The following is a 22,307-nucleotide window of genomic DNA, read 5'->3' on the forward strand; positions in this document are numbered from 1 at the left end:
AGGTGTCCATCACCGACGGCGCGATCGTCGCGGCGGCCAACCTGGCCGACCGCTACATCCAGGACCGCTTCCTGCCGGACAAGGCCATCGACCTGATCGACGAGGCCGGCGCCCGCCTGCGTCTGTCGATCCTCTCGGCCCCGCCGGAGCTGCGCGAGTTCGACGACAAGATCGCCGCCGTGCGCTCCCAGAAGGAGGCCGCGATCGAGGACCAGGACTTGGAGAAGGCCGCGTCCCTCCGCGCCGTGGAGAAGAACCTCCTCGGCGAGCGGCTGCGCCTCGAGAAGCAGTGGCGCTCGGGCGACGTGAAGACCACCGCCGAGGTCGACGAGGGCCTGATCGCGGAGGTGCTGGCCCAGGCGACCGGCATCCCGGTGTTCAAGCTCACCGAGGAGGAGTCGGCCCGCCTGGTCTACATGGAGAAGGCGCTGCACCAGCGCGTCATCGGCCAGGAGGAGGCCAGCGCGGCCCTCTCGCGGACGATCCGCCGCACGCGTGCCGGCCTGAAGGACCCGAAGCGTCCCTCCGGCTCGTTCATCTTCGCCGGCCCCACCGGTGTCGGTAAGACCGAGCTGGCCAAGGCGCTCGCCGAGTTCCTGTTCGACGACGAGTCGGCGATGATCTCGCTCGACATGTCGGAGTACGGCGAGAAGCACACCGTCTCCCGCCTGTTCGGCGCCCCTCCCGGGTTCGTCGGCTTCGAGGAGGGCGGCCAGCTCACCGAGAAGGTCCGCCGCAAGCCGTTCAGCGTCGTGCTGTTCGACGAGATCGAGAAGGCGCACCCGGACATCTTCAACTCGCTGCTCCAGATCCTGGAGGAGGGGCGTCTGACGGATGGCCAGGGCCGCGTCGTCGACTTCAAGAACACCGTCATCATCATGACGACGAACCTCGGCACGAAGGACATCTCGGGCGGTCCCGTCGGCTTCCAGATCGAGGGCGACCCGACCACCGGCTACGACCGGATGCGCGGCAAGGTCTACGAGGAGCTGAAGAAGAACTTCAAGCCGGAGTTCCTGAACCGCGTCGACGAGATCATCGTGTTCCCGCAGCTCAACAAGACGGAGCTGCTGCAGATCGTCGACCTGTTCATCAAGCGCCTCTCCGACCGTCTGCTCGACCGCGACATGACGATCGAGCTGACCGTCCCGGCCAAGGAGCGGCTGATCGAGGTCGGGTTCGACCCGACGCTCGGCGCCCGCCCGCTGCGCCGCGCGGTCCAGCACGAGATCGAGGACCGGCTGAGCGAGAAGATCCTGCACGGCGAGCTGAACGCGGGCGACCACGTCCACGTCGACTTCGCCGACGGGGAGTTCGTCTTCACGACCAGCGCGCGCGCCGAGTCCATCGGCGCCGGTGTGAACGCCACCGCCGCGATCGGCACCGGCCCGGCCACCCCGGACCTCGCCGCGAACGACTGATCCCGCGGGCACGCGCCCGCCCGTGAACCGCCGAGTACGCAGATGATCTGCGTACTCGGCGGTTTCTGGTTGGTGGGGCGGGGGGGTCTGCGGGTGCGTTCGGGGTACGGCGGGCGCGGACGAGTGACGTTCCGCACATCCAGCAGCTGGTGGAGCCGCTGGTCAACCGACGCATCCTGCTCGGCAAGGAGGCGGTGACCTTCTACGAGTCGGTGCAGGAGTTCCGGGTCGCCGAGGACGCCGACGGGAACCTCATCGGCTGCGGCGCCCTGCACGTGATGTGGAGCGACCTCGCCGAGGTGCGCACGCTCGCGGTGTCGGAGGAGTGGCTCGGCAAAGGCGTCGGGCGCGCGCTGCTCGCCCGGCTGGAGGAGGACGCCAGGGAGCTGGGGCTGTCCCGGCTGTTCTGCCTCACCTTCGAGGTGGCGTTCTTCCAGCGCAACGGCTTCGAGGACATGGGAGAGGAGACGGTCGACCCCGCCATGTACGCCGAGCTCCTCCGCTCGCACGACGAGGGCGTCGCGGAGTTCCTCGACCTCGCCCGCGTGAAGCAGAACACCCTGGGCAACACCCGGATGTTGAAGCGCCTCTGAGCGCGGCGCGCCGGGCAATCCGGGGCCTGCGGCTATGCTTCGGGCATGTCGACGTTCAAGCATCCTGTCGGCCCCCAACCGAGCCGCGTGTACTGGCGTCGCCGGCTCGTCCTCCTCATCGCTCTCGTGGCCGTCGTCGTGGTCATCGTCCTGATCGTGGTGCGGCCGGGATCGTCGAGGGGGGAGACGCCGAAGCCGGCCACGACGACCAGCGCGAAGCCGACCGCGGCGGCGACGAGCATCCCGACCAGCAGTGCGACGGCGAGCGGTCAGGAGTGCGACCCCTCGAGCATCACGGTCGGCGCGGTGACCGACGCCTCCACCTACGCCGCCGGTCAGCTGCCGCAGCTGTCCGTCTCCATCACGAACACCGGCACGACCGCCTGCACGATCGACGCGGGCACGGCGCAGCAGGTCTTCACGATCACCAGCGGCTCCGAGGTCTACTGGAAGTCGACCGACTGCCAGACCGAGAAGGTGGACGCCAAGGTGCTGCTGAAGCCGGGCAAGACCATCTCCTCGCAGACGCCGATCACGTGGGACCGCACCCGCAGCGACCCCGCGACCTGCCAGGCGAAGCGCGCACAGGTCCCCGCGGGCGGCGCCTCCTACCACCTGACGACGTCGGTGGACGGCATCCCCTCCAAGGAGACCAAGCAGTTCATCCTGAACTGACGAGACTCCCGCACAGGCAGTGGCCACCGGCGACTTCTCCACCGCTGGGCGCTCCCACCCGCCGATGACGGTGGCTCCCCCTAGTGTGGGGAGCGATCGAGGAGGTGCCCGTGGCGAAGGCCAGTGTCAACTACCGCTGCACGGAGTGCGGCTGGACGGCGGCGAAGTGGGTCGGCCGCTGCGGCGAGTGCGGTGAGTGGGGCACGGTGGCCGAGGCGACGGCTCCGACCGGGGTGCTGCGGGCGCTGAAGCCGGTCGCCATCGGCACGGACCGTGCGGCCCGGTCGATCACCGAGATCGGGGCCGAATCCATGCATCGCCGGCCGAGCGGCATCGGCGAATTCGACCGGGTGCTCGGCGGCGGCATCGTGCCCGGCGCCGCGATCCTGCTGAGCGGGGAGCCGGGCGTCGGCAAGTCGACGCTGCTGCTGGAGGTGGCGTCCCGGGCGGCGCGCGAGCACGAGCGGGTGCTCTACGTGAGCGCCGAGGAGTCGGTCAGCCAGGTGCGGATGCGCGCGGAGCGCACCGGTGCGGTGCACGATCAGCTCTACCTCGCATCCGAGACGGACCTCGCGACCATCGTCGGGCAGATCGACGCCGTGCAGCCGTCCCTCGTCATCGTCGACTCGGTGCAGACCGTGTCCAGCAGCTCCGCTGAGGGCATCGCGGGCGGCCCGAGCCAGGTGCGCGAGGTGGCGAGCACGCTCATCCGGGTCGCCAAGGAGCGCGACCTGCCCATCCTGATCGTCGGTCACGTGACGAAGGACGGCTCCATCGCCGGGCCGCGGCTGCTGGAGCACCTGGTGGACGTCGTCTGCCAGTTCGAGGGCGACCGGCAGACCGCGCTCCGCTTCGTGCGCGCGCTCAAGAACCGCTTCGGGCCGACGGACGAGGTCGGCTGCTTCGAGATGGCCGGCGACGGCATCGCCGAGGTGCCGGACCCGAGCGGGCTGTTCCTGAGCCGCACGACGACCCCGGTCTCCGGCACCTGCGTCACGGTCGCGATGGAGGGACGACGGCCGCTGCCCGTGGAGGTGCAGGCGCTCGTGGTGGGCACCACGGCGCCCAACCCGCGCCGGGTCACGAACGGCGTTGACTCGTCCCGCGTCGCGATGCTGCTGGCGGTGCTGGAGCGCCGCGCGGGCATCCGGCTCGGCGACAAGGACGTGTACGTGGCGACGGTCGGCGGCGTGCGCCTGACCGAGCCTGGCGCCGACCTGGCCATCGCGCTGGCGATCGCGTCGGCGGCGACGGACCGGGCCATCCCGCACACTCTCGCCGCGTTCGGCGAGATCAACCTGGCGGGGGAGGTCCGGCCGGTGTCGAGCGGCAAGCAGCGTGCGGCCGAGGCGGCCCGCCTGGGCTTCGCGACACGCATCGACGAGCGCGCGGCGTCCGTGCGCGAGGCGCTGCGGGTGGCGTTCCAGGCCGCGTCCGCGCGCGAGCGGGAGCTGGACGCGGCGTTCTGAGGGGACGGGCCGCGTCAGCCACGGAAGACACCCGCGCCCGAAACGGCTCATCCGTCGGCATCGGAGGACATCGGCCTCGAAACCGTCCGGATATCCTCCCTTCCGCTGCGGTCAGGACGCGACCGCGACCGGCGGGCGGCGCGGGAACTTCCGCACGGCGAGCTCGGTGACGGCCGGGAGGAACGCGGACGCCCAGACCCGGTAGCCGTGGTCGTTGGGGTGGAAGAGGTCCTCGGCGAACTGGGTCATGATCCCGCGCAGGCCCTGGCGCTGCATCGCCTCGTGCAGTGGGGCGACCGTCAGGCCGCGCTCGCCGGCGGCGCGGCGCAGGATCTCGTTGGCGACGGCGACCTTGTGCTCGTTCTTCGGGAAGAAGAAGTACGGCAGGTCGGCGACGATCGCGTCCGCGGGCAGCGCATCCAGCACCCGCTCGATGCCGTCGCGGAACGTCTCGGGATCGAAGTCCGCGATGTCGTTCGCGCCGATCGACACGGTCACGATGTCCGGCTCGTACCCGGTGAACCGGGGCACCTGATCGGCGACCGCGAGGGCGACGGTCGCCCCGGACACCGAGAGGTTGACGACGCGCACGGTCCGGCCGGTCGCCGACCGGATGTGGTCGGCGATGACGCCGACGTAGCTGTTCTTCGGGGCGGAGGCGCCGATCCCCTGCGCGGCGCTGTCCCCGATGGCCACATACAGGATCTCGCCCTCGGTGGTCGCGGCGTCGCGCCACCACTTCGAGTGCACGGGAAGGGTCTCGTTGAGCCGCACCTTCGCCGCCGCGACCCTCGCCCGCTTCTGCGCGACGGCGGACCACGCGGCCAGCGCCGTCCCGCATGCGGCAACCGCCGAACCCACCACGAACACCGGCTTCCAGCTCACCATCCCCCCAACGTACCCCGCTCGATTGGCGACCGCCGCGCGCATCAAGTAAACTCGTAGGCGGTACCGTGTCCGAGCGGCCGAAGGTGCAACTCTCGAAAAGTTGTGTGGGTGAAAGCCCACCGTGGGTTCAAATCCCACCGGTACCGCCACGTGCAAGCCCCCGCGATCCCCGTGCTGACACGGGATCCGGGGGTTTTCGCTTGCCGCCGATCGCGGACGCGGTAACGCAGCGGTAACCAGATCATGCGACGAATGACGTGATGTCCAACCGATCGTGGTTCCGCACGAGTCGTGCAGGCGTAGATCAGCGAGTCGCGCATCTGGGACTCCGGCGGTTCCCAACGTCCAACGGCGACTGGAGCAGCGGTGATGGAATCGCCGTCGATGGTGAGCTGTCCGTGGCGCCGCGATAGCGCGATGGGTCGACGCGAGCAGGACGCCGGCGATCACCACACCGGTCAGCCCGAGAAGCGCCGACCACGCGCCGCGCGGCTGGAGTGCAACTCCTCGGCCACAGCAAGGAAATACCTCAGATGCCGCAACTCGATGCGCGAATCCATAACCTCAACCTATCGAACCGCCCGGTGAGGTGTATTGGACATCTTGATTGCCCCGTTCAAGGATCGATGTATGCCACATCCTCATATCGACGTCAGCATTGCCTCTCTCGCGACGCCGACCGATCTCACCGCCTTCCGGGAGATCAACGAAGACTGGATCTCGCGACTATTCACCCTGGCGGATGAGGACCGGAGGCTTCTGGCCGATCCGATCGGGCAGATCGTGCGGCCCGGGGGAGATGTCCTCATCGCGCATGATGCGAGCGGTGAGGCGGTGGGTTGCGTTGCTCTGGTGTCGTATGGCGACGGGATCTTCGAACTGGCGAAGATGGGCGTCACTCAGTCGGCTCAGGGCGCAGGGATCGGGCGACGCCTCATCGATGCAGCCATCCGCCGCGGCACCGAGCTCGGCGGTCGACGCCTCTTCCTTGGCACGAGCACTCGTCTGGAGGCGGCGGTGCACCTCTACGAAGCCGCCGGTTTCCACCGAATCACTCGCGACCGTCTCCCCGTCGCGGACTACTACGCGCGCGCCGACATCCTGATGGAAATCTCGCTGGCATGATCGCCCTGGACGTGGCCGGCCTTCTTCATGTCGAGGTGGACCGTGTGGCCGGCGTACTTCGCGATGATCTTCTTCACCACACGGTTGTTCTCCCCGTTGGGGTCGATGAACCTCCGCCGACTCAGGCCGAGTTGGGCGAGTAGTCGGCTGATCGACCGGTGGAGCAGCGCGGCCTGCCAATGGCGGCGGTGGCGGATCGCCCACGTCGAGGCAGTGGGCGAGAGGCTTCCATCTCCGGCCACATGCGCGATCGGGCCTGGTGCGGCGCTCAGTGAGACGCTTGCGGCTTTCCGGTGTCACCGGCGCATTCTTGTGCGTCACGTCGAGATCGATGGCGGGGTCGATGTTCGTGTGCGTGACATTGCGGGTCGGCGGAATGACGCCGTGCTTCGCGTTGAGATCGCGATGATCGCCTCGATTGCGCCTGCGGCTCCAAAAGGTGCCCGAGGGCAGCCTTCGACGCGGTCACGGCCTTGCGTCCGAAAACCTCTCCGATCGTGACCGACTCGGCGGTATCGCCGACTGTCGTGCCGGTGGCGTGCGCGTTGACATGCTCGATCGTGTCGGGCGTAAGCCCGGCTTGTCACAATGACACCCGGCGGGGGACCGATCGCTTCGAAAGGGGGGTCAATCGCTTCCGCCAGTTCAGAGAACGCGATCTCATCGATCGCTCACATGCTCCACAACGCCAGCCGACCGCGACCCTCGGACATGTCGTGAAGCGCATCGAGTCGATGCGCCGCCATGACATAAGTAGTCGGCCGAGCTCCTCAGCTCACTGGGGGACCGGGCCATCGCGGCCGGCGGAACCCGTCGAGCACGGCCGTCAGGATCGCGCGTTGCCCGGTGCGGGTTGGGTGGATGCCGTCCGCACCCCAGAAGTCGGGTCCGGTACTCACCGTGGCGTGAACGTCGATCGCGGTCGGGTCGTCGACGAGTGCCGCTTCGACGGCTTCGGCGATGTCGGCGAGCTCCCACCACACGCCCGTCGACCGGTTGGCGGCCACGGTGGCCGGATTGATGGGAGGCGGCGTCAGCGTGATCAGCTGAGCTGCCGTCTCGGTGTGAAGGCGTTCCCGCAGTGCGTCCCGCGCGTGGGCGATGGCGCTCGAGGAGGCCATTCGCACGCCTGATCCGACGCCGTGGCGGCGGACGTCGTTCGTGCCGATCATGGTGATGACCCAGTCCGGGCGGTGGGCCACGACGGGAGCCAACGCGGCCACCGTCTCCGCCGTGGTTCGTCCGGCGAGCGACCAGTTCAGGAGCGTTGCTCCGGGGCGCAGGCGGTGCAGCACCTCGGCGAGGAGGTCGGCCCAGCTGCCTGCCTCGGCCGAGATCGAATCTCCGAGGACGACGACCCGTTGTCCGGTACGGATCGGAAGGGAGTGCGCTGCGGCGGCGAGCCGGGGGTCGCTCAGCACCTCGTCCACGGTGTCGCCGATCTCGGCGCGGACGGCTTCGCGCTGTTCGTCCAGGTCTGCGGGACCGATGCCCGCCCAGAGGGCGACGGTGGCGTCGGCGGCATCGGGCGGGGCGGGAAGCGGCGCGAAGAACGCCCGGGGATCGAGACCGACGAAGCGGACGATGGAGTGCGGCGACGTCATGGTGCTCCCTCGGGGTCTGGCGCCGGCGGAAAGAAAGGTTCCTTCTCTTGCCTTAAAGACAACGTTATCTTACGCTCGTGTTTCGACCACACCGGTCCATGTTCGACGATGAACGGAGACGCAGTGCGTAATCCCCTCAAGACAGCCATCGGTCTCTGCCTTGCGGCAGCAGCGGTGGCATCGGCTGTCGTGCCCGCGCACGCCGTCGACAGCACGCCACCGCCGGTGAACCTGCTTGCCGCCGACTTCGATGCGTCCTTCACGAATCCCGCCACACGGTTCGACGTGACGTCGACGACCACCGGCGACACCCAGACGCCGGTGACGATCGGCGGCAACCCCGCTCTCGAACTGCGGGACTCCTCGCTCAACGCCGCCCTCTCGTCCTACTTCTACAAGCGCCTGAGTTCCGGAGCTCTCAAGGACCGGATCAACGCCGTCTACAAACAACCGGCCGGTAGCGCGCCCGTGGACTTCGAGCTGAGCTTCCGGCTGGCGCGCACCGCCGCAAGCACGAAGACGGTCGCGAAGGACGTCTACGCGCAGATCCAGTTCGGGAACTTCGACAACGTCGCCGTGCCGCGCTTTCCGGTTCCCTCGACGTCCCTGACGACGACTGCCGCTTACACCGCGACCGACGGAGCTCTGCGACCGGTGACGTCGCAGGACATCGGCACCTATCGCTTCAGCATCGTCCCGAACGGCGGAGCCAGGATCATCTCGACGGTCGAGCTCGGATTCTCCGTCCGCGTCGATACCGGAGGCACCGACGAGGCCATCGCGGTGGACGATCTGGCCGTCACCGAGGTGCCGAAGTCGACGGACACCACGCCGCCGACGGCGCCGGGCGCTCTGACGGGTTCGGTCAGTGGCACGACGGCGTCCCTGTCATGGACGCCGGCCGCCGATGATCAGGGCATCTCAAGTTACAACGTCTACCGGGACGGCGTGCTCGCAGCCAGCACAGGCGGAGCGGTCACGACGGCCCAGGTCGCCGGGCTGATGGCGTCGACGCACTACACGTTCACCGTCCGCGCCCGCGATGGGGCGGGGAACGAAGGCCCCGACAGTACCGCCACCACGCTGACGACCGCAGCGGCCGTCCCGCCCGCGCCCGCGCCCTTCCCCGGGACGACGACCACCCGGCTGGCGTGGCTCTGGCAGAAGACGAAGGACATGAAGGAGGAGAGCGGACCGCTCAACGTCGTCCAATACACGGCCCAACTGCTCGATGGCCAGAATGTCGCGCAGAACATCTCCAAGCTCGACACGATGTACGGGCAGTACGACGCCGAGCAGTACAAGACGGAAGCGAAGATGTACGCCTACCTGATGGTGGGGGACAAGCTCCCCGCTGCGACGATCGCGAAGGTCAAGAGCTACTTCGCGGGCTACGCCTACGGCAAGCTCAATCAGACGGAGAACCTCCGGATGGCCAACTACGTCTCCGGTTACCTGGTCGGAACGTATCTGCCCGACGTGACGGACCTCAACGGCAATTCGGGAGCGACCCTCGCTGCCCTGAACAAGCAGAACATCGAGGACATGATCGGGGCCGGCGTCCACCGCGGCTGGGCCGAGTACGAAAGCCCGGAGTACACGTTCATGACCTATTTCGGGCTGAACGCCGTGCAGCAGTGGTCTCCGGACGCCGATCTGCGTCAGAAGGCAAAGATGGCGATGGACGTCATGTGGTTCGAATGGGCGAACGACTGGATCGACGGCTACATGATCTCCTCGCTCAGCCGTTCCAAGGGCGACCTGTCATCGGTCGGCGACCCGACCTGGCGGCCGGCCGATCACACCGCCCTCGCTTGGGCGTACTTCGGCGCTGACCGGGCGCAGCAGGCGGTGGGCGAATCGGACAACCCTGCCCCCTCCGCATACCGGCCGAATCTCGAGTATCTGGGCTTCGCCGCGTGGCCGGGGATGACCTACACCCCGCCTGCGCTCGCCGTGCAGCTCGGACAGAAGACCGACAAGAGCTACACCTCGCACAAGTCGAACCTGCAGAACTCGAGCGGCCGTGCGATGGATGTGGACCGCACCACGTTCGTCCGCCCCGATTGGGGAGTCGGCACCGAGGTGCAGTACCGCCGGGTGGACAACTGGATCGAGGACCAGCCGCTCGTCGTCCGCTGGAGGTCCGACGCGCCCAACCCGTTGTTCCGCATCTCTCTGGATCAGGGCACGGCGGCGATCGGCAACTACGACCAGCCGGCCGACCACCGCGTGATGCAGAGCGACTCCTCGGCGATCGGTGTCTTCCGCAATTCGGGTGACGCGACATCCAACACGCTCACGGCCATGTTCCCCGCGAACGGGTCCATCGTCGAGAAGAAGCAGGTCGGCGCCTGGACGGTTGTCAATACCGGTCCGATGTACTTCGCCTATCAGCTCGTAAAGCCGTCGACGTGGTCGTACCAGACCCCGAACGACCCGTCGAACAAGGTGAAGACCAATGCGCAGATCCACCCGACGGCGACCACCGCCTACAGCTACGACATCCTGCGCAGCCAAGCGAACCGCAACGGGTGGATCTTCGACTCGGCCGATGCGGGCGCCTACCCCAGCCTGGACGCGTTCGCAGCGGCCGTGACGACGGGAGACCGAGTCGACGCCGGCGGCATCGACGACACCGCGCCGCACCTCGTCTACCACAACCTCGCGGGCAAGACGCTCGACCTCACCTTCGATGCGGCCAACGCCGCGCCCAGCGGCAACGCGAAGGTCGACGGCACCGCCATCCCCTACGACAGCTACGGCATCTTCGACACGCCGTACCTGCACCAGGACCGGTTGAGCGACACGTTCACCGCCACGCTCGGCGACACGACGGCCACGTACGACTTCTCGGCGTGGACGGTCGACACCGTCGTCGACGACGGAGCGACCGAGCCGCCGGCTGCCGCTTCGCTGAGTTCGGACAACGGATGGGACACGGGGCTGCAGGACGGGGACTACGACCTCACCATGAACCTGTGGTGGGGCCAGAACGCCACAAAACTCGCCCTCTATGAGAACGGCTCGCTGATCGCCGAGCAGCCGCTCACGATGGCGACACCCGGAGCGCAGAAGGCGGTGGTGCACATCAGCGGGCGCGCGAACGGCAGCTACGTCTACACGGCGAAGATCTCCAACTCGAAAGGGGTGCGCGACCTGGACCCGCTGACCGTCACGGTCACGGACGCGTCTCCCGGAATGCCGACGCTGTCCGACGACGACTACGACCACTCCGGAAGCTACACCGTCACCGCGAACCTGTGGTGGGGGACGAATGCCACCTCGTACCGGCTCCTGGAGAACGGAACGGAGATCGCGTCGGGAGCGCTCACCGCGGAGACGCCGGGCGCGCAGACGGTGGCCGTGCCGCTCACGGGACGCGCGACGGGTGGATACGACTACGTGATGGAATTCGCCAACGCGCAGGGGACGACGACCAGCCGCACCCTGCACGTCGACGTGAAGTAGGCGGCGGACAGGGCCGGGTCGCGTGCGGATGCGGCCCGGGCCTGTTCCGCGCTACGGCAAGGCGGAGATCCCCACGCGTATCCAGGTGCTCAGCTCTCCGCGGGGCGGGAGCCGCAGCGCTCCCCGTCGATCGCCGATGCGGGTCGGGCGGCTGACCGGCTCGAAAGCGGCGACACGTGCGCGCCCGAACCATGGGAAGGACTCATCCCAGCCCAGCTCCTGCCACACCCACAGCGACGGCATCGTCGTCGAGTCCCATTCCAGGACCACTTCGACCTCCGGGCCCTCTGCTCGCATGCGGAGCCGCGACTCCGGCACCTCGAGCCAGCCGTAGACGCCGCGCCGGTCGGACGGCGCGACCTGAGCCAGCGAGAACGCGGAGCCGTCCTTCGCGAGCCCGTGGGGCCACGGGCGCTGCTCGGTCGTGTCGTGGTCCGGTGTGAAGGCGGCCCCGGGCGCATCGACCTCGAGGCGACCGGCGAGCAACTCGGAGCCGAACGCCGGATGATGCCCGTAGTCGAAGGCGACTTCGACGTCGGACTCGTTGACGATCCGGTCCCGAATGCTCAACCCGCGCCCGTCGAGGACGATATCCCGATCGATCGTCAGCGGGACGGTGAACAGGGACGCGGTCAGGTGGGCGCCGGCCGCGTCTGCTGCCCCGACCTCCCACTGGAGCGCCGATGCCTCGCCGTGATACGCGGCAGGTCCGACGTAATCGGCAGGGTCGCCGACCGTGGGCACGAGGGTCTGCCAGCCGCCGCGATACCGCGCGAGCCAGTCGCCGACCGGCCCGATCGAGGCACCGGCGCCGCCGTCGAGCGCGCGCTGGGCGCGAGTCCGCCACGGGGTGCGGAACAAGAGCTCGGCACCGCGGTAGCTGAGGGAGACGATCTCCGAACCGCGCGCCGGGTCCACCACCGCCGCGAGCTCGCCACGTCGAAGCTCGAGCGCGCTCACGTCGGCAGCTGCTCGGAGCCGCGCAGCACCAGCGTGGTGGGAAGGGACTCGGTGACGTAGTCGCCGCCGGCCTCGCCACGCAGGCGAGCCAGCAGGAGTCGCGCGGCGTCCCGGCCCATCCGCTCGATGTCCTGACTCACCACCGAGACGCCGGGATCGCCCAGATCGGCGGCCTCGAAGTCGTCGAAGCCCACGAGCGGAACGCGCCTCCCGGCGGACCGGAATGCGTGCAGCGCACCGATCGACGCTCGGTTGTTCGCAGCGAAGATGGCGTCGGCAGCGTCCTCGGCGAGCAGGCTGGTCACCGCAGCACGCGCCTGCTCGCTGGAGTGGGCGTCGGTGGACAACGGCATGGCGTCCGGCGCGAGATCGAGGCTGCTCAGGGCATCGCAGTAGCCGCGATACCGCTCCCGCATGGTGTAGATGTCCAGGGAATCACCGACGAAGGCGATGCGGCGAGCGCCGAGTCCGTACAGGGTTCGTGTCGCTTCGGCCGCGCCCCCCGCATTGTCCGCCAGCACGGTGTCGGCGGCGGGATGACCACCCGGTCGGTCGAGGAAGACCATGGGGGGAACGGGCGGAGGCACCTTCGACCACTCGCGTCCTTCGTTGCGCGGCGGCACGATGATCAGCCCGTCGACCCGCTGCTCCATGAGGCGATCGACGATGCGGTCGTGCCTGCGCCCGTCCTCCTCGGAGCTCGCGACGATCAGCATGTATCCTTCGCTTCCCGCCACCTCCTCGATGGCTCTGGCCAGCGTCGAATAGTACGGGTTGGCGAGGTCGCTGATGATCAGTCCGAGGATCTTGCTCGTCCATCCCGGGCGGATGCTCGCGGCGGCGAGATTGCGTCGATAGCCGAGTTCCGCGATCGCCTCGGCGATCCGGTCGGCGAGTACGGGATCGATGTTGCTCTCGCCGTTGACGAACCGGGAGACCGTCTTGAGACTGACTTTCGCCGCGCGGGCGACGTCGTTCATCGTCGGGCTGTTGGCCATCCTGCTCCCTGTCTCGGATGCCCCATCGTATCTGCCGCGGATCGCCTCCAGAGGCATCAGGGAACAGGTGGCCGTGCGACCAGGAGCGTCCCGCTGCCCGCCAGCCCCACTGGCCCGGCCGCCGCCGGCACCAGGACGGTGGTGCCGCGAGACCAGTCCCCGTACTCGGTGACGAGTTCGCCCTCGATCACGATGACCACCGCGAAGCCGGGCGCGATCACAGCGCGGCCGTCGACGTCGAGCCGGTCGAGCCGGAAGTACGGATCGGCGGCCGCAGGCAGGGAGCCGGACGCGTCGCCCGCGGGCCGCACCAGGGCGGCCAGCGACTCCCGCGCCAGCGGGCTGCGGTCGACGGCGTCCAACGCCAGGGGAAAGCCGAGGCCGAGATGGCCGTCGCGCTCGCCGTCTAGGGCGTAGCCACGCCATTCGAGCAGAATGGAGAGGTCTTCCGGCTCCTGCACTTCGGCCAGGAACACGCCGGCGCCGATGGCGTGCAGCGTGCCCGGGGGAACGAAGACGCGGTCGCCCGGCCGCACCGCAATCTGGTGCAGCAGGCCGAGGAGGGCCGCGCCGTCCTGTCGCTCGACGAGCTCGTCGAGCCGCTCGCGCGATATCGCTTCGCGCAGTCCCAGGTGGACGACACCCGGTTCCAGGATGTACCAGGCCTCGGCCTTCCCGTGCTCGGTGCCGACGTGCACATGCGCGAACGCCGTGTCGGGATGGGCGTGCACGGGGAGGCGCTCCCTGGCGTCGAGCAGTTTGACGAGGAGCTTGGTGTCCGCGCCCCAGCGTGCGACGTGCGATTCGCCCAGCCACGCCACGGGGTCCCGTCGCACGGCGTCCGCCAGCGCTTCACCGTCACCGAGGTGGGTGAGGCCGAGCGGCCCCTGGCCGCGCACCGTCGTCACCGAGCCCACCCAGTCCTCCGGCGTGTGCTCGACCGCCCGCCCGGTCCCGCGGAAGCCGGCGATGCGCTCGCCGCCGGCATAGAAGCGGTCGACGGGTTGGTTCGCTTCGAGCACGATCGGCGCACGCGGGCCGGGCGCCGCGGCGGGGAACACGGCCGCCAGTGCCGGATCGATCGCGACAACGGTGTTCGGGGTGGCGGGTCGCCCGGTCAAGACAGCGGTCGCGCACGCCGCCGCGAGGGACGCCGCACTCTCCAGCGGCGCGCACACGGCTGCCCCGTAGAGGAAACCGGCGGTGGATGTATCTCCCGCGCCATTGGTGGTGACCGGCTCCTGGGCCAGTCGGGTGGCCTGGTGCAAGGCGCGATCGGCCCACTCCTCTGCGAGGCAGGCGAGCGCGCGGCCACCCGTGCGCAGGCGCTGGGCGGAACCGGTTCGAACGAACAATCCCGCGGATCCGGCGGAGACCGCCGCCACGGCCGCACCTCGCTCGATGAGGCTCTGGACGAGTGCATCGACTTCTTCCGGCGAGGCCTGCGACGGGAGCCCGAGGGCCGAGGTGAGGTCGTCCACGCTCGGGGTGAGCAGGTCGACGAGCGGCAGCATCCGATCGAATACGACGTTCCAGTTCAGGGCGCCGGCCGGTGAGGCGGGATCGACGACGGCAAGGTCGACCGAGGTGGTGATGCCCCGCTCTTTCGCGCGTCCTAGGAGCGCGACGAGGGCTTCGGCATCGTCGGCGAGCAGGCCCGGTAGCAGCGACGGGTAGCCGAGATGCAGGATGTCGACGCCGTCGAGCTCCACTTCCGCACCGTCGAAGGCGGCGTTGGCGCCGACATGGTGCCAGAAGGTCCGGTCCTGGCCCGGGCTTTCGAGCACGACGCTGTAGGAGGTCGCGGCGCGTCCGACGCTCTGCAGCCGTCCGGTGAGGCCGGGGAGCGTAGCGAGCAGCCGCTCGGCGGTGCTGCCCAGCTCGTCGTCGCCGACGGCCGCGTGGACGCGCGCCCGTCCGCCCAGGTCGCCGAGGGCCCGCCCGGTATTCGCCACGCAGCCGCCCAGGGTGATCCGCAGGGGACCTACTTCGTGGAGCCGTCCAGGATCGATGTCGGCGGCGCGGCCGAAGGCGGGTGCGAGGTCGACGCAGAGATGACCGGCTAAAGCGATCCCGTGCACGTGAGTGGTCCTTTCCGGCGTGACATGAAGCGCTTGTCCTCGACTAGACAACGTTGTTTCACCGGGTTTAGTGTTGCACACCCGAGCACGTTTCACGAATCCCACAGAAAGCGCAGCAATGACGCCGTACCGCCTCAATCGCCTCTTTCATCCTCGTTCCGGCCGCGCCCTCGACGTTGCCGTCGATCATGGCTTCTTCGGTGAGCGCTCATTCATCACCGGTATCGAGGACATGCGCGCCGTCGTGCGGACCCTGGTGGACGCCGGGCCGGACGCCGTGCAGCTCACCGTCGGGCAGGCGCGCCACCTCCAGGCGCTCCCCGGAAAGGACAAGCCGGCCCTCGTGCTGAGGACCGACGTCGCGAACGTCTACAACTCGCCACTGGACAGCCGGCTGTTCAGCCACCACGTTCCCGATGCGATCGAGCAGGCCGTCCGCCTCGACGCCGTCGCGGTGTGCGCCAACCTGATGCAGTTGCCAGGGCACCCGGAGGTCCGCGAGGCGAACATCCGGTCGATCATGGAACTGCGGAAGGAAGCCGGCCGCTACGGGATGCCCCTCATGATTGAGCCGCTGGTGATGCAGGACAACGACACCGCCGGCGGCGGCTACCTGGTCGACGGAGACATCGAGAAGATCGTCACGCTGGTGCGTCAGGCCGTCGAGCTCGGCGCCGATTTGATCAAGGCCGACCCGAGCGACGATCTCCGGGACTACCACCGCGTCATCGAGGTCGCCGGCGATGTACCGGTCCTGGTGCGCGGTGGAGGCAGAGTCGACGATCGCACCCTCCTCGAGCGCACCGTGGCCGTCCTCGATGCCGGCGCGCGGGGCATCGTCTACGGCCGCAACGTCATCCAGCACCCGGACCCGGCGGGGATCACCACGGCCCTGCTGGCCGTTCTGCACGACGGCGCGAGCGTGGATGAGGCGCTCGAGAGCATCGCGAAGGCGGCGGCATGAGCGCGGAGCGGGTGAATGTGGCCATCATCGGCGGTGGCTTGATGGGGCGGGAGATCGCGGCGGCGATCCAGCGCTGGCCCGCTCTCGTCGACCACCCTGTGCGGCCGCGGCTGACCGCCGTGTGCGACATCGTCCCCGCTGCACTGGAGTGGTTCGATCAGATCGACACGGTCACGCTCACGACGACGGATTACGCTGACCTCCTGGCGGATGACAGCATCGACGTCGTCTACGTGGCGGTGCGTCACGATCTGCACGAGCGCATCTATACCGACGTGATCCGCAGCGGCAAGAGCCTGCTGGCCGAGAAGCCATTCGGGATCGACGGCGCGGCCGCGAACGCCATTCTCGAGGCCATCGGAGAGCATCCGGAGAGTTTCGTGCGGTGCTCGAGTGAGCTCCCGTTCTTCCCCGGCGCTCAACTCGCCATCGACTACGTGCGCTCCGGCGCGCTCGGGACGATCGTGTCGGCTCGTAACAGCTTCCTCCACTCCAGCGACGTGGACGTCAATAAGCCGGTCAACTGGAAGCGTCAGGCGAGATACTGCGGGCAGGCGGGTGTGCTCAACGACCTGGGCATGCACACCTGGCACGTCCCGCTGCGCCTGGGGTGGGTGCCGGAAAGGGTCTACGGTGTGCTCCAGGACATCGTGCCCGAGCGTCCTGGGCCTGACGGCGAGTTCGTGCCGAGCGACACCTGGGACAACGCCACCCTGCATTCGTGGGTGGAGACCGAGACGGACCGCTTTCCCCTCACGACCGAGACGATGCGCATCGCTCCAGGACAGAAGAACACCTGGGAATTCGAGGCGATCGGGCTCGACGGCGGCGTCCGCTTCAGCACGAAGCGACCGAAGACCGTCGAGATCTTCACGGTCACGGAGATTCCGGGTGCCGGACGCGAGCAGGTCTGGCAGAGCGTGGATGCCGGCAGCCAGTCGGTCTGGCCGACCGTCACCGGCCCGATCTTCGAGTCGGGCTTCTCTGACTCGATCCTGCAGATGTGGGCGGCGTTCCTCGCCGAGCGCGCCGGTGCGCTCGGAAACCGCTTCGGAGCGGCGCGACCGGAGGAGGCGGCGCTCACGCACAGGATCTACCGCGCGGCGCTGCTGTCCCACGACGAACAGCGTGCTGTGGCCGTCGAGCGCGAGGACCGGTGAGCGCGCGTGGACCGGTGAGCGTGTGGCCGACCGGGCTGGAGGTGCGCGAGCGGGCGATCGACCTCCGCGCGTTCGCCCACGATGCCTCCCATTACCTGCTCGTGCCGGAAGCGCTGGTCGTTCCGCGCTCCGTGGACGACATCAGGGCACTGTTCGCCGCGGCACGCGCCGCCGGACGCACGCTGACCTTCCGCTCCGGCGGGACCAGCCTCTCCGGCCAGGGCGTGACGGACAGCGTCCTGGTCGACACGCGCCGAGGGTTCCGCACCATCGACGTCTCCGCCGGCGGTCGCTCCGTTCGCGTCGGCCCGGGCGCCACCGTCCGTCAGGTCAATGCCAGGCTGGGCCGCCACGGACGCAGGCTCGGCCCCGATCCGGCGAGCGAGATCGCCTGCACGGTCGGGGGAGTCGTCGCGAACAACTCGTCCGGAATGGCGTGCGGGACCACGGAGAACAGTTACCGGACGATCGAGTCACTGCTTCTCGTGCTCGTCAGCGGAACCGTCATCGATACCGGCGCGGACGACGCGGATGAGCGGCTGGCGGGCGCCGAACCGGCGATCCACGCCGGCTTGCTGGAGCTACGCCGTCGGCTGCTCGCGTCTCCGAACGCTGTGGCGGAGATCCGTCGGCAGTTCTCGATGAAGAACACGATGGGTTACGGGATCAACGCCCTGCTCGACTTCGAGCGCGCCGTCGATATCCTGGCGCACCTGGTGATCGGCAGCGAGGGCACCTTGGCCTTCGTGGCGGAGGCGCGATTCGCCACGGTCCCGATCCAACCTGCTGTGACGACCGGACTCCTCGTCTTCCCCGGCCTCGCCGAGGCGACCGCAGCCCTTCCCGAGCTGGTGGCAGCAGGGCTCGCCACCGTGGAGCTGATGGATGCGGCCGCGCTTCGGGTCGCGCAAGCAGGGCAGGAGGTGCCCGAGGCGATCGCGGACCTCCACGTGCAGGACCACACCGCGCTGCTCGTCGAACTCCAATCGGCGGATCCAGACACCCTCGCAGCGGCAGTCGTCGCCACCGAGCCGCTGATCCGCAGCCTTCCTCTGGCCGCCCCATTCGCCTTCTCTACCGACGCCGCCGAACGCGCGGCGCTCTGGCGTGTGCGCAAGGGCCTGTACGCCGCCGTCGCCGGCGCTCGACCGCCCGGCACCACCGCCTTGCTCGAGGACGTCGCGGTTCCCGTCGAACGGCTGCTTCCGACGTGCACGCGCCTCATCGAGCTGTTCGCGCGCCACGGCTATGAGGATGCCGTGGTCTTCGGGCACGCCAAGGACGGCAACCTCCACTTCATGCTCGTCGAGGACTTCGGCGACGATTCATCTCTGGCCCGCTATCGGGCGTTCACCGACGAGCTGGTCGAGCTGGTGCTCGCAGAGGGCGGCACCCTGAAGGCGGAGCACGGAACCGGTCGAGCGATGGCGCCGTTCGTCCGCCGCCAGTACGGCGACGAACTGTACGGCGTGATGCGGGACGTGAAACGTCTCATCGACCCCGAAGGGATGCTGAACCCGGGTGTCCTCCTCAGCGACGACCCCGAGCTGTATCTCCGCGATCTGAAGGTCGCCCCTCGGGTGGAGCACGAGGTCGACCGGTGCGTCGAATGCGGGTACTGCGAACCCGGCTGTCCCAGCAAGGACCTCACGTTGACCCCACGGCAGCGGATCGCGCTGCGCCGGGAGATCGCGTCCGCGGCCGACGCAAGGGACGAGCCGTTGCGGCGCGAGCTCGAGCGCGACTACGGCTACGACGGAGTCGACACGTGCGCCGTCGACGGGCTGTGTGCGATGGCGTGTCCTGTCGCCATCAACACCGGCGACCTCGTGCGGCGTCTGCGGGCCGAGCGGCGGACGCCGGTCAGGGATGCCGCGTGGTCAGCGGCCGCGGAGAACTGGGCGCCTGCCACGCGCGTCGCGGCGAACGCCCTCAGCATCGCCCGGCGCGCGCCCGCTGCCCTCGTGGAGGGCGCGACCGACGTCGGCAGGGCGATCCTCGGAACGGAGACCCTGCCGCACTACCAGCGAGGTCTGCCCGCCGGCGGTTCTCCCAGGCGCCGTGCTGACGAAACGGGTGCGGGCTCGCCGTCCCCGTCGGCGGTGCTCTTCGCAGCGTGCGTCGGCTCGATGTTCGGTGCCGACGGAGGTGTCGGCGCGACAGAGGCCCTTCGTCGTCTGGCGGCGCGCGCGGGCGTCGCGCTCGTCACGCCGGAGGGGATCGAGGGCCTGTGCTGCGGCACGCCGTGGAAGTCCAAGGGCCATCTCGACGGCTATCGGCGCATGTCGAACCGCGTGATTCCCGCGCTACTGGCTGCGAGCGACGACGGCAGGCTTCCGATCGTGTGCGATGCTGCTTCGTGCACCGAAGGCCTGGAGACCCTGCTGGCGACGAGCGCGAACGACGCACCCGTGCTGCGGTTCGTCGATGCGACGGAGTTCGCCCGGGATGTGCTGCTCCCGGCCCTGCCCGCGCCCGCGCGCGTGGGCTCGGTGATGGTGCACCGCACATGCTCGACCGCCGCCCTCGGTGCGGACGGAGCGCTCGATGAGCTCGCGGCCTTCGCCGCACTCAACGTGCATCACCCGGACGACTGGAGCTGCTGCGCATTCGCCGGCGACCGCGGGATGCTCCATCCCGAACTGACCGCCTCGGCGACCTCGGCGGAAGCCGCCGAGGTCACCGCCGGCGAATACGACGCGTACGTGTCGGCGAACCGCACGTGCGAGATCGGGATGACGCGCGCGACGGGCCGGACCTATCGACACGTGCTCGAACTGGTGGAGGAAGTCACTCGGCCCTGACCACGGCGAGGGGCTCACGCACCAGCGAGCCCCGAAGCACCCGCACGGCACCTGCGGGCACCGCGACCGTCCCGCTATGCGACGATCCGTCGAGGAGATCCGTGCCTTCCGCGACCACGGTCTCTTCGTCCCCGGAGTGATTGATGAGGATGTGGAAGCGCGCGCCGTCCGCCGCGAGGCGCGTGACGACCCGCAGCGCGGGAGACGTCACGAGGGGAAGCGCCAGGCCCTGGTCGGTGAGGACGCGACGAAAGAACGCAGTGAGAGCGTCCCCGTCCAGTTCGGCGCCGACATACCAGGCAGAGCCGGTCTCACCGTGCCGCATGCGGGTGACGGCCGGGCCACCTGCCAGGTCGCCCTCGAGGAGTGTCGCCTCCACTCGCGCTCCCTCGGTCGCGATCACCTCCGCCCACCGGCGGACGACGCTGCCGGCACCGAGGCCGTCCAGGGCGATTGTCTCGCCGTCGAGCAGCGGCCAGAACTGCTCCACCCGCAGCCCCAGGAGGTCGCGGAACGCCCCGGGATAGCCGCCGAGACGCACATGATCGAAATCGTCGACGATGCCGGAGAAGGAGCCGATGACGACCGTGCGCCCGTCGTGGGCGACGGCGGCGATGCGCTCCGCGCCGGCGTCGTCCACCAGGTAGAGCTGGGGCACGACGACCAGGGGATAGCGGCCGAGGTCTGCGGTCGGAGGCACGACGTCGACGGTGGCGCCCAGGTCGGTCAGCGCGCGGTGCCAGGCGAGCATGGTCTCGGTCGCGCTGAGGCCGTTGTGGGGGTGGTCCGCCCGTTCGAGGGCCCACCACGACTCTTCGGAGAGCACCAGCGCGCAGTCCGCCTCGACCACCGAGCCGGCCAGCTCGGCGCACTGGGCCAGATCGCGACCCAGGGCCACTACGTCGCGGAAGGCGTCGGTGTCGGGACCGCCGTGCGGCAGCATCGCGGAATGGAAGCGTTCGGCGCCGGCGCGGGCGGCCCTCCACTGGAAGAAGCACACCGTGTCCGATCCGCGGGCGATGTACGAGAATGCGTCCCGGCGAAGCTGCCTGCGGCGCTTGGCCGGGTTCACCTGGCGCCAGCTCGTGTGGCCGGGCGCTGTCTCCATCAGCATCCACGGGCGGCCCCCGGCAAGACCCCGAGCCCGGTCGGCGGAGAACTCCGCTTCGGGATAGGCGTCCCGCACCGGCTGCAGATAATGGTCGCTGGAGACGATGTCGACGTCGTCCATCCACGTGCTGTACGCCATTCGTTTGCCCGCGTCGAACAGGATCAGGTTCGTCGTGATCGGGATGTCGGGGGTCGCCCGACGAAGGACGGCCGCCTCGGCCTGCAGCTGGGCGCGCAGCTGGTCGGAGCTGAATCGCTCGAAGTCGAGGAGCTGCGATGGATTCGGGTCGGTGAAGGTCGCCCGCGGTGGCTGGATCTCCTCCCAGTCGGAGTAGCGCTGACTCCACACCAGCGTCTGCCAGGCGTCGTTGAGGTTCTGCATCGAGTCGCCGTAGCGTTCGCGCAGCCAGATCCGGAACGCGCGCGCCGACTCCTCGCCGTAGCAGTGGGCGTTGTGGCCGCCGAGCTCATTGGACACGTGCCAGAGCGCGAGGGCCGGATGGCTGCCGTAGCGCTCGGCCATCCGCTCGACCAGCTCCAGAGAGAGCCGCCGGTAGACGCGGGACGACGGAGACCACGCCTGCCTGCCGCCCTGCGCCATCGTGTGCCCGAACCTGTCGACGGCCAGCACGTCCGGATGGAGGGTGGTCACCCAGCTCGGCGTGGAAGCGGTGGCGGTCGCCAGATCGACGGCGATGCCGTGGTCGGCCATCAGATCCATGACACGATCGAGCCACCCGAATTCCCAACGGTCCGGAGCCGGTTGCAACGCCGACCACGCGAAGACGCCGACGGTGACCAGATTCACGCCGGCCTCGACCATGAGGCGCGCATCCTCCTGCCAGACGCTCTCGTCCCACTGTTCGGGGTTGTAGTCACCACCGAAGCCGAGGAGCCGATCGTGGCCGGCTGCCGTGTGCTCCGGCCATCGAATCCAACGGTCGTTCACGTGTCCTCCATTCGTCGCCGAGGCGATGTCGCGAT

At 69.1% G+C, this 22,307-nt stretch carries 16 protein-coding genes, 1 tRNA gene and 1 pseudogene; 10 read left to right on the top strand and 8 right to left on the bottom strand.

What is annotated here, in order from left to right:
* The 4 genes from ACTHMF_RS07500 to radA form a co-directional block, all read left to right on the top strand.
* Nucleotides 1-1,421, top strand: a 1,421-nt coding sequence (locus tag ACTHMF_RS07500) for an AAA family ATPase (RefSeq protein WP_440316925.1), incomplete at its 5' end; no start/stop codon positions are given.
* Between the two features lie 65 nt (nt 1,422-1,486).
* Nucleotides 1,487-2,014 (top strand): amino-acid N-acetyltransferase, encoded by a 528-nt coding sequence (locus tag ACTHMF_RS07505; protein WP_440316970.1) that lies wholly within the window; start codon nt 1,487-1,489, stop codon nt 2,012-2,014.
* 45 nt (nt 2,015-2,059) lie between these two features.
* Nucleotides 2,060-2,689, top strand: coding sequence for a hypothetical protein (locus tag ACTHMF_RS07510; RefSeq protein WP_440316926.1), 630 nt, complete (start codon nt 2,060-2,062; stop codon nt 2,687-2,689).
* A 110-nt stretch (nt 2,690-2,799) separates the two neighbouring features.
* On the top strand, nt 2,800-4,158 hold the full coding sequence (gene radA / locus ACTHMF_RS07515) for a DNA repair protein RadA (protein ID WP_440316927.1): 1,359 nt from the start codon (nt 2,800-2,802) through the stop codon (nt 4,156-4,158).
* Nucleotides 4,159-4,269: 111 nt separating this feature from the next.
* Here the strand turns inward: radA and ACTHMF_RS07520 are convergent, their stop codons facing one another.
* Nucleotides 4,270-5,046 carry an SGNH/GDSL hydrolase family protein gene (locus ACTHMF_RS07520; protein ID WP_440316928.1) on the bottom strand — a complete coding sequence of 259 codons (777 nt, stop codon included), beginning with the start codon at nt 5,044-5,046 and terminating at the stop codon, nt 4,270-4,272.
* 59 nt (nt 5,047-5,105) lie between these two features.
* On the opposite strand from ACTHMF_RS07520, the gene ACTHMF_RS07525 reads away from it, so the two are divergent.
* Together ACTHMF_RS07525 and ACTHMF_RS07530 are read left to right on the top strand one after the other, a co-directional pair.
* A tRNA-Ser gene (locus ACTHMF_RS07525) sits at nt 5,106-5,195 on the top strand.
* A gap of 481 nt (nt 5,196-5,676) precedes the next feature.
* Entirely contained in the window at nt 5,677-6,171 is a 495-nt protein-coding gene (locus tag ACTHMF_RS07530; RefSeq protein WP_440316929.1) for a GNAT family N-acetyltransferase, read from the top strand.
* Here the strand turns inward: ACTHMF_RS07530 and ACTHMF_RS07535 are convergent.
* The 3 genes and pseudogenes from ACTHMF_RS07535 to ACTHMF_RS07545 form a co-directional block, all read right to left on the bottom strand.
* Entirely contained in the window at nt 6,129-6,413 is a 285-nt protein-coding gene (locus tag ACTHMF_RS07535; RefSeq protein ID WP_440316930.1) for a hypothetical protein, read from the bottom strand. The two genes, ACTHMF_RS07530 and ACTHMF_RS07535, sit on opposite strands and share 43 nt — an antisense overlap.
* Nucleotides 6,414-6,439: 26 nt before the next feature.
* Nucleotides 6,440-6,742 (bottom strand): annotated as a pseudogene (locus tag ACTHMF_RS07540) (hypothetical protein); the annotation flags it as partial.
* Nucleotides 6,743-6,941: 199 nt separating this feature from the next.
* Nucleotides 6,942-7,775, bottom strand: a complete 834-nt coding sequence (locus ACTHMF_RS07545; RefSeq protein ID WP_440316931.1) for an SGNH/GDSL hydrolase family protein — start codon at nt 7,773-7,775, stop codon at nt 6,942-6,944.
* A gap of 174 nt (nt 7,776-7,949) precedes the next feature.
* Between ACTHMF_RS07545 and ACTHMF_RS07550 the strand changes: the two genes are divergently transcribed.
* Nucleotides 7,950-11,246 (top strand): fibronectin type III domain-containing protein, encoded by a 3,297-nt coding sequence (locus ACTHMF_RS07550; RefSeq protein ID WP_440316932.1) that lies wholly within the window; start codon nt 7,950-7,952, stop codon nt 11,244-11,246.
* Nucleotides 11,247-11,297: 51 nt separating this feature from the next.
* Here the strand turns inward: ACTHMF_RS07550 and ACTHMF_RS07555 are convergent, their stop codons facing one another.
* The 3 genes from ACTHMF_RS07555 to ACTHMF_RS07565 form a co-directional block, all read right to left on the bottom strand.
* Complete coding sequence (locus ACTHMF_RS07555; protein ID WP_440316933.1) at nt 11,298-12,206, bottom strand: DUF4432 family protein; 909 nt, start codon at nt 12,204-12,206, stop codon at nt 11,298-11,300.
* Nucleotides 12,203-13,186 (bottom strand): LacI family DNA-binding transcriptional regulator, encoded by a 984-nt coding sequence (locus ACTHMF_RS07560; protein ID WP_440316934.1) that lies wholly within the window; start codon nt 13,184-13,186, stop codon nt 12,203-12,205. The genes ACTHMF_RS07555 and ACTHMF_RS07560 overlap by 4 nt, the downstream gene beginning before the upstream one ends.
* 74 nt (nt 13,187-13,260) lie before the next feature.
* A complete protein-coding gene (locus tag ACTHMF_RS07565) occupies nt 13,261-15,285 on the bottom strand; it encodes a PfkB family carbohydrate kinase (protein ID WP_440316935.1) in 2,025 nt (674 codons plus the stop codon).
* Nucleotides 15,286-15,403: 118 nt separating this feature from the next.
* On the opposite strand from ACTHMF_RS07565, the gene ACTHMF_RS07570 reads away from it, so the two are divergent.
* From ACTHMF_RS07570 to ACTHMF_RS07580, 3 genes are read left to right on the top strand one after another with little or no spacing between them, the layout of a single operon-like run.
* A complete protein-coding gene (locus ACTHMF_RS07570; protein ID WP_440316936.1) occupies nt 15,404-16,249 on the top strand; it encodes a class I fructose-bisphosphate aldolase in 846 nt (281 codons plus the stop codon).
* Nucleotides 16,246-17,409 carry a Gfo/Idh/MocA family protein gene (locus tag ACTHMF_RS07575; protein WP_440316937.1) on the top strand — a complete coding sequence of 388 codons (1,164 nt, stop codon included), beginning with the start codon at nt 16,246-16,248 and terminating at the stop codon, nt 17,407-17,409. The genes ACTHMF_RS07570 and ACTHMF_RS07575 overlap by 4 nt, the downstream gene beginning before the upstream one ends.
* A gap of 14 nt (nt 17,410-17,423) precedes the next feature.
* The gene (locus ACTHMF_RS07580; protein ID WP_440316938.1) at nt 17,424-20,213 is read left to right on the top strand and encodes an FAD-binding and (Fe-S)-binding domain-containing protein; all 2,790 of its coding nucleotides are present in this window, start codon (nt 17,424-17,426) and stop codon (nt 20,211-20,213) included.
* On the opposite strand, the gene ACTHMF_RS07585 is transcribed toward ACTHMF_RS07580, so the two are convergent.
* Nucleotides 20,200-22,272 carry a beta-galactosidase gene (locus ACTHMF_RS07585; protein ID WP_440316939.1) on the bottom strand — a complete coding sequence of 691 codons (2,073 nt, stop codon included), beginning with the start codon at nt 22,270-22,272 and terminating at the stop codon, nt 20,200-20,202. The genes ACTHMF_RS07580 and ACTHMF_RS07585 overlap by 14 nt on opposite strands.
* Nucleotides 22,273-22,307: the final 35 nt, after the last annotated feature.

The sequence above is a fragment of the Leifsonia sp. genome (genome assembly GCF_051955155.1).
Classification (GTDB): domain Bacteria; phylum Actinomycetota; class Actinomycetes; order Actinomycetales; family Microbacteriaceae; genus Leifsonia.

Bases quoted from the DNA above. Each gene is read 5' to 3' on its own strand.
- ACTHMF_RS07510 (WP_440316926.1), top strand. From the start codon at position 2,060: ATGTCGACGTTCAAGCATCCTGTCGGCCCCCAACCGAGCCGCGTGTAC.
- ACTHMF_RS07520 (WP_440316928.1), bottom strand. From the start codon at position 5,046: ATGGTGAGCTGGAAGCCGGTGTTCGTGGTGGGTTCGGCGGTTGCCGCA.
- ACTHMF_RS07530 (WP_440316929.1), top strand. From the start codon at position 5,677: ATGCCACATCCTCATATCGACGTCAGCATTGCCTCTCTCGCGACGCCG.
- ACTHMF_RS07545 (WP_440316931.1), bottom strand. From the start codon at position 7,775: ATGACGTCGCCGCACTCCATCGTCCGCTTCGTCGGTCTCGATCCCCGG.
- ACTHMF_RS07560 (WP_440316934.1), bottom strand. From the start codon at position 13,186: ATGAACGACGTCGCCCGCGCGGCGAAAGTCAGTCTCAAGACGGTCTCC.
- ACTHMF_RS07570 (WP_440316936.1), top strand. From the start codon at position 15,404: ATGACGCCGTACCGCCTCAATCGCCTCTTTCATCCTCGTTCCGGCCGC.
- ACTHMF_RS07575 (WP_440316937.1), top strand. From the start codon at position 16,246: ATGAGCGCGGAGCGGGTGAATGTGGCCATCATCGGCGGTGGCTTGATG.